Origin of the sequence: Paraburkholderia bryophila, assembly GCF_003269035.1 — a bacterium.
Taxonomy (GTDB): domain Bacteria; phylum Pseudomonadota; class Gammaproteobacteria; order Burkholderiales; family Burkholderiaceae; genus Paraburkholderia; species Paraburkholderia bryophila.
The window spans coordinates 133,734-147,197 of the sequence record NZ_QLTK01000007.1 but is presented as its reverse complement, the minus strand read 5'-3'; the positions used below and the strand labels follow the sequence as shown (position 1 = coordinate 147,197).

Annotated in this window: 11 protein-coding genes; 8 read left to right on the top strand and 3 right to left on the bottom strand. The window is 61.6% G+C overall.

Annotated features, from left to right (window positions below; genetic code table 11):
- Window positions 1-426 precede the first annotated feature (426 nt).
- The 3 genes from BX591_RS14220 to BX591_RS14210 all read left to right on the top strand — a co-directional run bounded on the left by BX591_RS14220 (window position 427) and on the right by BX591_RS14210 (window position 4,204).
- Window positions 427-1,206, top strand: coding sequence for a hypothetical protein (locus BX591_RS14220; RefSeq protein ID WP_111932073.1), 780 nt, complete (start codon window positions 427-429; stop codon window positions 1,204-1,206).
- Window positions 1,207-1,405: 199 nt separating this feature from the next.
- Entirely contained in the window at window positions 1,406-2,686 is a 1,281-nt protein-coding gene (locus BX591_RS14215; RefSeq protein ID WP_244146965.1) for a DUF1254 domain-containing protein, read from the top strand.
- A 24-nt stretch (window positions 2,687-2,710) separates the two neighbouring features.
- Window positions 2,711-4,204, top strand: a complete 1,494-nt coding sequence (locus BX591_RS14210) for a DUF1254 domain-containing protein (protein WP_111932071.1) — start codon at window positions 2,711-2,713, stop codon at window positions 4,202-4,204.
- A 251-nt stretch (window positions 4,205-4,455) separates the two neighbouring features.
- On the opposite strand, the gene BX591_RS14205 is transcribed toward BX591_RS14210, so the two are convergent.
- The gene (locus tag BX591_RS14205) at window positions 4,456-5,370 is read right to left on the bottom strand and encodes a glutaminase (protein WP_111932070.1); all 915 of its coding nucleotides are present in this window, start codon (window positions 5,368-5,370) and stop codon (window positions 4,456-4,458) included.
- Between the two features lie 157 nt (window positions 5,371-5,527).
- Here BX591_RS14205 and BX591_RS14200 point away from each other — a divergent pair, with 157 nt between their 5' ends.
- A complete protein-coding gene (locus BX591_RS14200; protein ID WP_111932166.1) occupies window positions 5,528-6,292 on the top strand; it encodes an AraC family transcriptional regulator in 765 nt (254 codons plus the stop codon).
- Window positions 6,293-6,325: 33 nt separating this feature from the next.
- Here BX591_RS14200 and BX591_RS14195 read toward each other — a convergent pair whose 3' ends face one another.
- Window positions 6,326-7,912, bottom strand: a complete 1,587-nt coding sequence (locus BX591_RS14195) for a DHA2 family efflux MFS transporter permease subunit (protein WP_111932165.1) — start codon at window positions 7,910-7,912, stop codon at window positions 6,326-6,328.
- Window positions 7,913-8,187: 275 nt separating this feature from the next.
- Between BX591_RS14195 and BX591_RS14190 the strand changes: the two genes are divergently transcribed.
- The 3 genes from BX591_RS14190 to BX591_RS14180 all read left to right on the top strand — a co-directional run bounded on the left by BX591_RS14190 (window position 8,188) and on the right by BX591_RS14180 (window position 11,127).
- Entirely contained in the window at window positions 8,188-8,862 is a 675-nt protein-coding gene (locus tag BX591_RS14190) for an alpha/beta hydrolase (RefSeq protein ID WP_111932069.1), read from the top strand.
- A 176-nt stretch (window positions 8,863-9,038) separates the two neighbouring features.
- Window positions 9,039-10,091, top strand: a complete 1,053-nt coding sequence (mreB, locus tag BX591_RS14185; RefSeq protein ID WP_111932068.1) for a rod shape-determining protein — start codon at window positions 9,039-9,041, stop codon at window positions 10,089-10,091.
- Between the two features lie 247 nt (window positions 10,092-10,338).
- Window positions 10,339-11,127 (top strand): alpha/beta fold hydrolase, encoded by a 789-nt coding sequence (locus BX591_RS14180; RefSeq protein WP_111932067.1) that lies wholly within the window; start codon window positions 10,339-10,341, stop codon window positions 11,125-11,127.
- Between the two features lie 28 nt (window positions 11,128-11,155).
- On the opposite strand, the gene BX591_RS14175 is transcribed toward BX591_RS14180, so the two are convergent.
- Window positions 11,156-11,557 carry a hypothetical protein gene (locus tag BX591_RS14175; RefSeq protein ID WP_111932066.1) on the bottom strand — a complete coding sequence of 134 codons (402 nt, stop codon included), beginning with the start codon at window positions 11,555-11,557 and terminating at the stop codon, window positions 11,156-11,158.
- A gap of 422 nt (window positions 11,558-11,979) precedes the next feature.
- Here BX591_RS14175 and gltA point away from each other — a divergent pair, with 422 nt between their 5' ends.
- Window positions 11,980-13,278, top strand: a complete 1,299-nt coding sequence (gene gltA, locus BX591_RS14170) for a citrate synthase (protein ID WP_111932065.1) — start codon at window positions 11,980-11,982, stop codon at window positions 13,276-13,278.
- Window positions 13,279-13,464: the final 186 nt, after the last annotated feature.

Genomic DNA, 13,464 nt, shown 5'->3' with positions numbered 1-13,464 from the left:
ATTGCCAATCGGACTACGATTAGCCTACGCGCTTTTTATGAATAATCGAGAATCACACGCTTGTGTCTGCGTATATAAAAAATTAATGTTTAAGAGACACTTGATAGTCACCGAACTGTTTTTCAATAAAGAATTTTTGGTGCTGCCTTTCGTTTTGCTTAAAAAATCGTCTTGCTCTTCGGAAGTTCGTTTGCTAACCTGAGTTGCACACTTGCCTGTTTTAATTGTCGGTTAGCCTCGCCACTTGCCATCGTGTCGACTCGGGCCGCGCTACCAGGCATCGTGTCGAATGCTTTGAGATGGCGCGCCCAGCTTCTGAAATCGTGTTCGTTTGCATGCCGCAAACGTAATTGCTAATTCGGTGGAAATGCATATTTAAATGCATGGCCAAGCTTGGTTTATTGCTTAACCATAACGGGATCGGATATGGCAAAGCATTTTGCGATTTTCTTTCTGTTTGCATTCTATTCCGTTGCTGGTTTCTCCCAGAGCGCCGCCGAAGACGCGAACAAGAGTAATAACCCGCTCAACCTGGCCGCCTCGTTCAATCTCCAGAATTTCTATACGCCGAGTCTGTTTGGCGTAAGCAGCCAGACCAACGATTTCCTTTTGCGTCCAACCATACCGATCGGCCCGAACGGTCTGATCCCGGTGCCGCAAATCTTCCGGATGACGGTGCCCGTCAGCACCCGTCCTGACCCGAGCGGCGGCTATAACACGGGCCTTGGCGACATTAACCTCTTCGACATTTTTCTGCTGCACAGCGGCGAGACGCAGATCGGCGTCGGTCCGCTCATCACGATGCCTACTGCGACCGACCCGACGCTTGGCACCGGAAAGTGGCAGGCCGGTCTGGCGGCCGTCGTTGTCAACGCGAACAAGCAGCGGCTTCTGGGCGCGCTGGTTCAGTGGCAACACTCGTTTGCAGGGCAAAGCGACCGGCCGGCCGTTCAGTCCTTGACCGCGCAGCCTTTTCTCATCTGGAACATGCCGCAGGGCTGGTACATACGCTCGACCGGTACGTGGACCTTCGACCTCCAGCACGGCGCGTACTACCTCCCCGTCGGACTTGGCGGCGGGAAGGCCTGGAAAAGCGGCGCGACCATCTACAACGTTTTTATTGAACCGCAGTATTCGGTAGCGCATTCCGGCAATGTGCCGAAATGGCAGATATTCGCCGGCCTGAACATGACCTTCGGGAAGTGACATGAAAATCGTTAGAAGTCGGAGTTTGCGAGCGGCCGCTATTGCGGTATTGGCATGTGCCGCAGCCGGTGCGTCGGCAGCGGCCCACGAGACTGCAGAGCCACAAACTCAGGTGGTGCCTGGACCCGTCGAGGGTTACGTCATGTCGGAAGCGTATGCCCGCACAATGGCGCGAGCGGTCTATACGTGGGCATGGCCCATGACGAACGTCTATAACCGGCTGCTTGCCGCGAGGCAGGTGCCTCATCCGGGACTTAACGAAGGTATCGTGCCGCTTGGACCGCCCAACCGGCTCGCCATGTTGCACAACTACATCGAGCCTGCCGAGCGTTTCGTGGCCTGCCCGAACCAGGATGTGGTCTACGGGTCCGCGATACTCGACCTGGGTGCTTCGCCTGTCGTGGTTCAGGTTCCCGATTTTGGAAGCAGGTTCTGGGTCATCCAGGTTGTCGATACCCGCACCGACAGTTTTGCAAGCCTCGGCAAGATGTATGGCACCAAACCGGGCTTCTATCTTCTGGTGGGACCTCACTGGAAGGGCGCGATACCCAAGGGCATCACGAGGGTGTTTCGCTCGACGACGTCGACGGGGCTCGTCATTCCCCGGGTCTTCATGGACGACACGCAGGACGACCGCCTGGCCATCCAGCCGGTCATCAACGGGCTGGGCGTCTATCCGCTCGCTGACTTCACGGGTACCGCGAGATTGACCGACTGGTCCGCGCTGCCGACGCTCGGTCAGGAAGGGGGCAGCGGAGAAGGGGAAATCCGGTTTGTCGACCCCGACAAATTCTGGGACGAGTTGCCCCTGGTTCTGAAAGCTGCCCCGCCCATGCCGGGAGAGGCTGCCATCTATGCCCAGGCCGCCAGCCTCGTGGCCGCCGCGCGCCAGAGTCCAGCCATCAAGACGGCTATCGTGGACGAAAGCAGGAAAACAGAAGCCGAGGTCATCTCGCCACTGCTGAACTTCAACGCGTTTGGCAAACCGTTGGCCAATCACTGGAACACCATCAGCAATGGCGCTGAGTTTGGCACCGATTACTTCACGCGCACGGCCGTGGCAAGGTCGAACATTCTGGTCAACAGGAGCAATGAGACCAAATACTTCTATCTGGACAGCGACAGCTCGGGGCAACGACTTAGCGGCGCCCATGCCTACACGGTGACGTTTGCAAAAGGAGCGACGCCGCCAGTGAAGGGGTTCTGGTCGTTGACCTTGTATAACGCTCACCATTTCTTCGTGCCCAACGACATCAAACGCTATTCGATAGGCACGAAGAACAAGGATTTGAAGTTTAACGCTGACGGCTCGTTGACCATCTATATCCAGAGCACGCCACCCGAGGGTGACAAACGTGCGAACTGGCTGCCATCTCCAGCCAGCGAAGATTTCTCGCTCTACATTCGCGCTTACTGGCCGCTACCGGCGGCACTGGACGGAACGTGGACGCCACCACCGGTTGCAGCCGCAGCGCAGTGACTTTTCGGGAACGGGAGAGTATCGATGAAAAGACAAATCCGTCTGATTGCGTGTGCTACTTCGATTAGCGCAAGCACCGTGGCTCTCGCTCAGGCCACCCACTACAGTGACCTTGCCAATCTTCCTTTTCCCGGCGGCTACCCGGCGCAAAAATCGGTGCAGCCTTTGCAGGACGAGTGGCTGTTCCAGCGCGCGGTTCAGTCCTACCTGTGGGCGCTCCCGGCACTCAACGTCTATGCGATGAAAGAGGGCTCCGAAAAGCGCTTTGGCGCCGGCTACAACGTCCTGCCCATTTTCAAGCAGCGCCTGAATGCGGCGACGCTTATTACCACGCCGAATTCCGACGTCATTTATGCGCTGGGTTATCTCGACCTGGCAAAAGATGGGCCCATCGTAATCGAGGTGCCGCCGGGGCTTCAGGGCATTCTGGATGATTTCTTCCAGCGTCCCATTTGTGGTCCACAGACCGACGGACATACCTGGTGCGGCGATGTGGGTCTTCCAGGCCCTGACAAGGGGAAGGGTGGCCAATACCTGCTGCTGCCTCCCGGATTCAAAGGTGATGTGCCGGAGGGCTACTTCGTGTATCGGCCCCGTACCAATGGCGTGTTCGTTTTCTGGCGCGGCTTCTTCAAGGACCCGAAACAACTCGAAGCTCCGGTTAGCGTTCTCGAGCAGACGAAGATTTATCCGCTCGGACAGCAAGCGTCGGCGAAGCCCATGCAGTTCCCCGATGCGTCCGGCGTTCCCGTCGACATGCTCTATCCGACCGACGGCAGCGCCTTCGACATGCTCAAGCGCTTCATCGACAGCGAGTATCCGGACCCGGCCGATATGGAAATGCGAGGGATGCTGAGCAGCCTCGGCATTGTCAAAGGACAGCCGTTCACCCCGGACGACCGTTCGAAGAAAATTCTCGACGAAGCAGCCCGGACAGCCGCGAAGATGGCACGCGTGGTTGCGGTCGCACCGCCGGCAAACGGTGCGGCGCCGAAATATTATCCGGACCGGCAGTATCTGAATGTTTTCCCGGGCAACGCCGATTTCACGTCGCCCACATTCAATTACATCGACCAGCGCACGGGATTTTTTACTTTTGCTTATTCCGCGAGCCCTGGCATGGCGGTGAATATGGTGAATGTCGGCGCGAAATATCCCGTTGCGTTCCGCGACGCCGACGGCAGCCTGTTGATGGGAGAAAACAGCTACAAGCTGCATCTGCCGCCCGATATTCCCGCTGCGATTTTTTGGTCCGTCACCGCATATGACGGATGGAGTGGGTCGGGCCTGAACAACGGCCAACCCTTCCCATCCATCAATACGATGGACCAGCCGTCGAAAAATCCCGACGGCTCCATCGACATTTATTTCGGCCCCACCAGGCCCGTTGGTGCGCAGAACTACATCCGGACCATTCCCAGGAAAGGCTTCTTTGCGATTGTGCGGCTCTACGGTCCGACGCAACCGTTCTTCGACAAGGTGTGGAAACCGGACGACCTCAAGAAGCTGAGCCGTTGATTCGGGCCGTCTTCGGGCTGGAACGCTGCGGTCAGCCTTAGCTGCAACGAAACCATGGGCCTGGGAGCCGTGTTTTCCCGCAGACTTTGTCGTGCGCTATTAGCGATACGGCTCCGCGAGGCGTTGCTAACGCTGGGCAATGGCGTGACTATGCTGCGACGGCGCGCGTTACCCGACGCTCGGCCGCAAGCGCGGCGCGCCATTGAGACGATCGGCGGAAGCACCCGGGTTGGCTGCCGGTGTCGGTGAAATCAAAAAATCGACTGCCCGGTAAACGTGGTCAACCACTCGAGCGCCATGACCCCCGCCAGCGAATTCCCATTGCTATCCAACCCCGGCGACCACACGCACACGGCCATCTCGCCCGGCAGCACCGCCACGATGCCGCCGCCCACGCCGCTTTTAGCCGGCAAGCCGACCCGGTAGACGAAGTCGCCCGCCGCGTCGTAGGTGCCGCAGGTCAGCATCAATGCCGAAAGCCGCTTGGCCGAACTGGTATCCAGAATCCGCTCGCCCGTAGCCGGCACCACGCCATGGTTAGTCAGAAACAGCGCCGCTTTCGCGAGCTCGACACAACTCATCGAGATCGCGCATTGACGGCAGTACGCGTCGATCACCACCTCCGGCGGCATCTCCATGTTGCCGAAGCTCGCCATGAAATGCGCCATCGCGCGGTTGCGGTGCGCGTGCTGCAACTCCGATTGCGCGACGCGCAGGTCGTAGTCGATGCCGGTCTCGCCGGTCAGCCGTCGCATGAATTCGACCAGCGCGGTTTCGGCTTGCACGAAGCGGCGGCACAACACGTCGGTGACGACCAGCGCGCCGGCGTTGATGAACGGATTGCGCGGTTTGCCTTGCTCGGCCTCGAGTTGCACCAGCGAATTGAACGCGTTGCCGGACGGCTCGCGTCCCACTCGTTGCCAGAGCGCGTCGCCGAGCAGCCGGAACGCCATCGTGCAGGCGAACAGCTTGGAGATGCTTTGAATCGAAAAGCGTGTATCGGCTTCGCCGGTGCGGAACACTTCGCCCGACGCCGTCACGATCGCCATGCCGAAGCTGTCGGCAGGGACGTTGGCGAGTTCGGGAATGTAATCGGCGACCTTGCCGGTGCCCAGATAAGGCTGCAGATCGCGATGAATCTGTTCGAGGATGGATGCGTAGTTCATTGGGCTCGGACCGTTGAAGCCGCGATTCTACTGGCAAGCCGGCGCGAATGGCAGACGTCCGGGCAGCGCGTCCGGGTCGCACATGTGTGGGGCAGGAGGCCGCTTCGCCTATGCTAATCTTGCTGCCTTTCCACCCATGGCCGGGCAAAACGGACGCCTGATGCAAGCCTTCGATCCGGACTTCATCGAGCCGACGCCGTTCGTGACCGGCGAGCGCCACGACGCGCTCGACGAACCTTGGCGAGCCTGTCGGCGCGTGCGCTTGATCCACGTCGGCGCAGGCGTGCTGACGGTGCGCACGGAAACGGCGCACTGGGTGGTGCCGCCGGGCCACGCGGTATGGATAACGGCCGGCACGCTGCACTGCCTGTCCGCCAGCCGTCCGGTGCAATATGTTTCGCTGTACGTCGACACGGACGCCGCGCCGCTGCCGTCGCACAGCGGCGCGCTCGCGCCCGATCCGTTGGTGCAAGCGTTATTGGCCGCCGCAGCCGCCGAACTATCCGATCACCCACAACCCTACGACGAACCCGCCAAACGCCTTTTGCAAGTGCTGCTGGATCGCCTCGCGCAGGTGCCTGCCGCGCCGCTCGGTTTGACCTGGCCGCGCGACCCACGCATCCGGCAGATTGCCGAGGCGTTGAGCGCCGAGCCGACGCAGTCCGCAGTACTCGACGAGTTGGCCGCGAGCGCGGGCGTCACCGCGCGCACGGCGGCGCGTTTGTTCGTCAAGGAAACGGGGCAGACCTTCGGTCAGTGGCGTCAGCAATTGCGCCTGCTGGTCGCGCTGGAGCACCTGGGCGCCGGTGCAAGCGTCACGCAGGTGGCGCTCGACGTGGGTTACCAGGACGTGTCGTCGTTTATCGCCGTATTCCGCGATGTTTTCGGCGACACGCCAGCGCGTTACTTCCGCGCCGGGTGACGCTGAGGTTGACACCGGGGTCGACGCTCACCCTCAATGCGCGCCCGCCGCATCCGCACCGCCGCCGCCCTTGGCCGGCCGCGTGATCCAGATGAGCGGAATGATCAGAATGAAGATCACCGCCGACACGAAGAAAATATCGTTCAGGCCCATCATCGCCGCTTGCGTGTTGACGGTGAAGTCGAACAGCGCGTGCGCCGATTGCGTATTCAGATGCAGCAGCGACTGGGTCGAGTCGATCTGCTGATTGAACACCGGGTTGGTGACGGACGCCTGCTCGGTGAGCCGTTCATGATGCAGCACCGTCCGGTTGTTCCACTCGTTACCCGCGATCGACGTGCCCACCGCACCGCAAAACACCCGTGCGAAGTTCGACAAACCCGCGGCGGCCGGAATCTTGCCGGGCGGCTGGCCCGACAGAATGATCGACGTCAGCGGCACGAAGAACAACGCCATCGGAATGCCTTGCAGCAGCGTGGGCAGCACCAGGTGCCACGTATCGATTTCGACCACGTACTTCGAGCGCATGTAAAACACGATCGCAAAACCGATAAACGCCAGCGTGGCGATCACACGTGCGTCCGAGCGCGGCAGCACACGGCCCATGACCGGCGCGAGCAGCACCGCGAACACGCCGAGCGGCGCGGTGACGAGACCGGCATCCACCGAGCGGTAGTTCAGGTACTCCTGCATCCATTGCGGCAGCAGCACGAGGTTGCCGAAGAACACGCCATACGCCACCGAAATCGCAATCGTGCCACCGAGAAAATTGCGTTGCTGGAACAGCCGCAGGTCGACGATCGGATTTTCTTCGGTCAATTCCCACACGAGGAAGAACGCGAAACTGATCAGCGCGGTAATGCCGAGAATCACGATCACCGGCGACGAAAACCAGTCGAGGTCCTTGCCTTTGTCGAGCATGATCTGCAGCGACGCCACCCAGGTGATCAGCAGGCCGAGTCCCACCACGTCGATAGGCGGCTTGCGGGTGGGCGATTCGCGCGTGCGATAGATCATCCACGTCACGCCGGCCGCGAAAATGCCGACCGGAATGTTGATATAGAAGATCCACGACCAGCTATAACTATCCGTGATCCAGCCGCCGAGCGCCGGACCCGCGATCGGTCCGACGGTCGCGGTCATCGCCCAGAGCGCGAGCGCGGTGGACGATTTCTCCTTCGGATACGAGCCGAGCAGAATGGCTTGCGACAGTGGAATCAACGGGCCGGCCACCGCGCCCTGGAAGATCCGCGCGAGCAGCAAAACAGGCAGCGTCGGCGCGATGCCGCACAACCAGGAAGCCAGCACGAACGAGAGAATCGCGCCGACGAACAGCTTCACCTGGCCGATGCGTTGCGTGAGCCAGCCGGTCAGCGGAATCGATACGGCATTGGCCGCGGCGAACACGGTGATGACCCACGTGCCTTCGTCGACCGAGACGCCGAGATTGCCGGAGATGGTTGGGATCGCAACGTTCGCGATCGACGTGTCGAGCACGTTCATGAACGTGGCGAGCGCGACGGCGATGGTCGCCAGCACCAGGCGGCCGCCTTGCAGCGGTGGCGGCGGTGCGGGCGGCGGCGGTGACGCCGAGGCAGGCGCGGACGAGGGCTGGCTCAACGGATTCTCCAGATCGGGATGCGGCGGCGGGCCGGCGCAGATGGGCTGCCACGCCCGTGCGGCGGGCGCCGCGGCAGGCCGGCCGGGTGCTCGCAAAAGCATACCTGCAATCATGCCCGGACGTCGTCGAACTCCGCAGACAAGGCGGCGCAAACCGGTCCGGCAGCGTATGCTCGCGGCTGAAGCCGTACGGGAACCGGCCGGCAGGCCGCAAGGCGAGGCCGTCGTGTGCGGCACCCCACAACCTGAAACATCAGCGAAACGAGGAATCGGACATGGCCTGGGAGCAATTCGAACACGGCTGGCGGCGCGCACCGGCAACGGCGCCGGCCAAGGGTCTCGTCGTGTTGTTGCACGGTGTCGGCAGCAACGCGCGCGATCTGATGCCGCTCGCGGACATCTGGAGCGAGAGTCTGCCGGATATCGCGTTCACCTCGCTCGACGGTACCGAGGCGTTCGACGGCGGCTTCGGCGGCCGCCAATGGTTCAGCCTGCGCGAGGTCAACGAAGGCAACCGCGAAGCGCGCGTGGCCGCCGCCTATCCGGCACTGCGCGCCGTGCTCGACGCCGAACTGGCGCACTGGCACGTGGCTTTCGACCGGCTTGCACTGGTCGGCTTCTCGCAAGGCTCGATCATGGCGATGCATCACGTGGCGAGCAGCGCGGAGGGCGCGGCCGGCGTGGTCGGGTATTCGGGCCGGCTCGCGTCGGCGATCGCTGAACACAACGGCACGCCGCTCACGCTGATCCATGGCGAAGACGACGAAGTGATCCCGATCGAGGCACTGGAATACGCCGCCGACACCTTCAGCAACGCCGGCTATCCGGTCGACGCCTACGCGCTGCCCGGCATTGGTCATACGATAAATGCGGACGGCGTGGCGCTCGGCCAGGAGGCGCTGGAGCATGCCTTGGGCGCTTTGTCGCGCGGCCGACACGACCCCGATTGAAAAGTGGCCCTAAAGAATTCGATCTGCTTGCCGTTAATAGCTCATTAGCATGAAAATCACCCCCGCCGCGCGGACCGCGTTACGTCCTGCTGGGCGTGCCACGCGGCTCGGGTGACCGGGGGCGCACTTTTCAGACTGCCCGGTATGGGCGGATAACGACACAACAGAGCCTTCTTATGGCCAAACCGACGCCGCATTACCCGCTTTTCGATCGCCTGTTCCGTCATTCCGTGGCGGTGGACCTCGGCACGGCCAATACCCTGATCTATACCGACGACGGCGGCATCGTGCTGAATCAGCCGTCCGTCGTCTGCTTCGAGAAACAGCCGGCTTCCGGGCCGCAACGCGTCGCCGCGGTCGGCACTCAGGCGCGTCAACTGCTCGGCCGCGCGCCGCGCAATCTCGAAGCCGTACGGCCGATGCGTCACGGCGTGATCGCCGACTTCTCCGCCGCCGAACACATGATTCGCCAATTCGTCGACATGGCGCGGCCGCGGCCGCTGTTTAGCCGCCGCGCCGCGTTTACGCTGTGCGTGCCGGCCGGCGCGACTCAGGTCGAACGTCGCGCGATCAAGGAAGCGGCGGTTGCGGCGGGAGCGTGGAAGGTGAGCCTGATCGGCGAATCGCTGGCGTCGGCGGTCGGCGCGGGCTTGCCGGTGTCGGAGGCGACCGGTTCGATGGTGGTGGATATCGGCGGCGGAACCACGGAAGTCGGTGTGATCGCGCTCGGCGGCATGGCGTACAACGGTTCGATTCGCGTCGGCGGCGACAGCTTCGACATGGCGATCATCAGTTACGTGCGCAATCTGTACGGCGTGTTGCTCGGCGAGCAGACCGCCGAGCACGTCAAGAAGAGTATCGGTTCGGCCCTCCGCGACGTGCCGGCCGAACACATGAACGCGACCGGCCGCAGTGTCGACGACGGCTTGCCGCGCACGGTCCAGTTGAGTAACCACGATATCGCCGATGCGATCGAAGGGCCGCTGCGGCAGGTGATCGGCGCGGTAAAGCGCGGCCTCGAACAGGCGCCGGCCGAACTGGTGACCGACATTGCGAACAACGGCATCGTGCTGACCGGCGGCGGCGCGCTGCTGGGCAATCTGAGCCGCCGCCTGACGAATGAAATCGGCCTCGAGGTGCGCGTCGCCGACGAACCGTTGACCTGCGCCGTGCGCGGCGCGGGCGCGGCGGCGAGCGCCGGTTTGCTCGACGAACTCGCGTACGAATGAGCCGGCGTGGAATCGACCGCGTCGTCGCATCGCGTTGAACGCCTGCCACGCGGTTCGAGCGGCTGTGTGACAATACGCGACGCGTCCCAATTGAAGGGACGCGGACCCGCCTTTTCTTTCAATTCAATTTCAAGCCGGCAACGCTGAATCCGCGCGTCGCCGCGCTGTCCGTGAACCACCCGTGAATCAATCTGTTTCCGCTTCGTCCCCGCCGTCTTCCTTTATCGAACTCCAAAGCGGCTTGCGCATGCCTTACGTCGAAGCCGGCGAAGGCGAATTGCTGCTGTTCGTGCACGGATCGCTGTGCGATCTCCGTTACTGGCAACCGCAACTCGCGGGACTGTCGAAGCATTACCGCTGCGTCGCGGTGAGTCTCACGCATTACTGGCCCGTGACCGATACCGAACCCGGCCTGCCGTTCAGCTGGAGCGACCATGCGGACGAGGTCGCCGAATTCATCGAACGTTTCGACATGGGGCCCGCGCACGTGGTGGGGCATTCGCGCGGCGGCTGCGTGGCCTACCATTTCGCGCGACGTCACCCTGAGCGAGTACGCACGTTGACGCTCGCCGATCCGGGCGGTCCGCTGCAGATTGCCGGGCGTCCGCCCGCGAGCTTGCCGGAAACGGTCAACGCGTTACGCGCCAAAGCCGCGCAACTGATCGAAACGGGTGACGTGGAAGCCGGCTTGCAACTGTTCGTCGATTCGGTGAGCCGGCCGGGTTTCTGGGCGATGAGCACGCCGGGTTTCCGGCAGATGGCGACCGACAACGCGCACACGCTCGCGCGTCAATTCCGCGATCCGTTGCCGGCGTACGTGCCCGACGAAGCCGCGGAAATTCGTTGCCCGGTCTTATTGATCGACGGCGAAAAGAGCCCGCTGATGTTCCGCCGGGCGGCCGACGCGCTGCAGGAATGGCTGCCGGACGCGCGCCGCGAGACGGTGCGCGGCGCGTCGCATGGGATGAACCTGGCGCATCCGTCGGCGTTCAATCGCTATGTGCACGAGTTTATCGGTGCGATCGGCGCGGCTTGAGGGCGCCACGCGTCAAGCCGGCAACAACTCAAGCCTTGCGATGGGCGTCTTTGTCGAGCGCGAGTTCCGCTGCTTCGCCAACCAGACCGTGGTAGTACAGATGCACGCCGATCGCGAGCGAGTCGTTGCGGATTTCGTGGAACGCTTTCCACGCTTTCACCGGGTCTTTGAACAGCAGATAGTGCGCTTCCCGCGCGATCAGATCCGCGACTTCGTGCAGACCGTGGCCGTGCAATACGTCCACGAGCGCGTCCAGGCTGCGATGGGTGCGTGCGTCGGTGCGCGGGTAGAGCATATGCAGTACCGCTACATCTTGCGTCTTGAGCGCTGCTGACAACGCGACCACGATGTCCTGATGATTCAATGCAGTGACGATGTTGTCTTCGTTGTGGACATGGTCCGGAAACAGCGTTTCGAGAGAGGCGTTCATCGGGTCCTTCCTTTGTTCTGGCCGATTAAAAAGGCCCGCCGTCAAACGGCGGGCCAAAGACAGCATGTGTTTGCAAGGGAAGCAAAAACACGAGACCAGTATCGCAGATGGATTCCGCCGGTGCAGCGCCGACTGGCGCAAAACATTGTTGCAACGCGCGCTCCAGCTTTCATTTCCGCGGTACGTGTAAATAGTTGCACGACACGTGCACGCGCAGCCTGCCGGCGCGGATTTTCAGCGTCGTTCGCGGCAACGAATGTTGCGCCTGTCGAGATGGATTGTTGCGGTCAATCGTCGCAATCAAGGCCTCTCTGGACCTTAGAATGCGAAGCGGAGCCTGAGCATGCCAACCCGGTCATAGCACGCTATGACGATCGAGCATGCCGGCACGTGTGCGATGTGACAGTAAAAGGAACGCGTAGATGAACTCGAAGACACACGCAACGCTGAGCTTTTCCGACAGCGACCAGACTATCGATCTGCCGATCTATCAAGGCTCGCTCGGGCCGGACGTCATCGACATCCGCAAGCTGTACGGCCAGACCGGCAAGTTCACGTACGACCCGGGCTTCATGTCGACGGCGGCCTGCAATTCGGAAATCACGTATATCGACGGTGACAAGGGCGAGCTGTTGTATCGCGGTTATCCGATCGACAATCTGGCGCAGAATGCCGACTTCCTCGAAACCTGCTATCTGCTGCTGAAAGGCGAACTGCCCACCGCCCAGCAGAAGGAAGAATTCGTCGAGACCGTCACGCAGCACACGATGGTGCATGACCAGATGCATTTCTTCTTCCGCGGCTTCCGTCGCGACGCGCATCCCATGGCGATTCTGGTGGCGGCCGTCGGCGCGCTGTCGGCGTTCTATCACGACTCGCTCGACATCAACGATCCGCTGCACCGTGACATTTCCGCGGTGCGCATGATCGCGAAGCTGCCCACGCTGGTGGCGATGGCGTACAAGTACACCGTCGGCCAGCCGTTCGTTTATCCGAAGAACGAGTTGTCGTACAGCGCGAATTTCATGCGCATGATGTTCGCCAATCCCGCCGAGGAGTACGAGGTCAACGACGTGCTGGTGCGCGCGCTCGACCGTATCCTGATCCTGCACGCGGACCACGAACAGAATGCGTCGACGTCGACGGTGCGTCTGGCCGGTTCGTCGGGTGCGAATCCGTTCGCGTGTATCGCGGCCGGTATCGCGTGTTTGTGGGGGCCGGCACACGGCGGCGCGAACGAAGCCGCGCTGAACATGCTGGAGGAAATCGGCTCGGTCGAGAACATCCCCGAATTCATCGCGAAGGTGAAGGACAAGGACTCCGGCGTGAAGCTGATGGGTTTCGGTCACCGCGTCTACAAGAACTACGACCCGCGTGCGAAGCTGATGCGCGAAACCTGTCACGAAGTGCTGGAAGAACTGGGCCTGCACGACGACCCGCTGTTCAAGCTGGCCATGGCGCTGGAAAAAATCGCGCTGGAAGACGAGTACTTCGTGTCGCGCAAGCTGTACCCGAACGTGGACTTTTACTCGGGTATCGTGCAGCGCGCACTGGGTATTCCGACCGCCATGTTCACGTGCATCTTCGCGATGGCGCGTACGGTCGGCTGGATTGCGCAGTGGAACGAAATGATCGCCGATCCGGAGCAAAAGATCGGCCGTCCGCGCCAGTTGTTCGTCGGCGAAACGCAACGTGAAGCGAAGCCGCTAGCACAGCGGTAAAGCAATCGTGTGGTGCATGACGATTGGCTGAAACAATTCACTTCCGTTCAGTGGAATTCAGCCCCAGCAAGGCGCGAGAAATCGCGCCTTTTTTCATGTCCGTATCAGGCGTAAGACGGTGCGGACATGAAAACCCTGCAGGTCCCGTGCCACGGAAAAAAACCGAAACTCCACTGTGATAAGTTC

Excerpts from the sequence above, each read along its gene's own strand:
- BX591_RS14220 (WP_111932073.1), top strand. The coding sequence starts at position 427 with ATGGCAAAGCATTTTGCGATTTTCTTTCTGTTTGCATTCTATTCCGTT.
- BX591_RS14215 (WP_244146965.1), top strand. The coding sequence starts at position 1,406 with ATGACGAACGTCTATAACCGGCTGCTTGCCGCGAGGCAGGTGCCTCAT.
- BX591_RS14210 (WP_111932071.1), top strand. The coding sequence starts at position 2,711 with ATGAAAAGACAAATCCGTCTGATTGCGTGTGCTACTTCGATTAGCGCA.
- BX591_RS14205 (WP_111932070.1), bottom strand. The coding sequence starts at position 5,370 with ATGAACTACGCATCCATCCTCGAACAGATTCATCGCGATCTGCAGCCT.
- BX591_RS14190 (WP_111932069.1), top strand. The coding sequence starts at position 8,188 with ATGGCCTGGGAGCAATTCGAACACGGCTGGCGGCGCGCACCGGCAACG.
- mreB (WP_111932068.1), top strand. The coding sequence starts at position 9,039 with ATGGCCAAACCGACGCCGCATTACCCGCTTTTCGATCGCCTGTTCCGT.
- BX591_RS14180 (WP_111932067.1), top strand. The coding sequence starts at position 10,339 with ATGCCTTACGTCGAAGCCGGCGAAGGCGAATTGCTGCTGTTCGTGCAC.
- BX591_RS14175 (WP_111932066.1), bottom strand. The coding sequence starts at position 11,557 with ATGAACGCCTCTCTCGAAACGCTGTTTCCGGACCATGTCCACAACGAA.
- gltA (WP_111932065.1), top strand. The coding sequence starts at position 11,980 with ATGAACTCGAAGACACACGCAACGCTGAGCTTTTCCGACAGCGACCAG.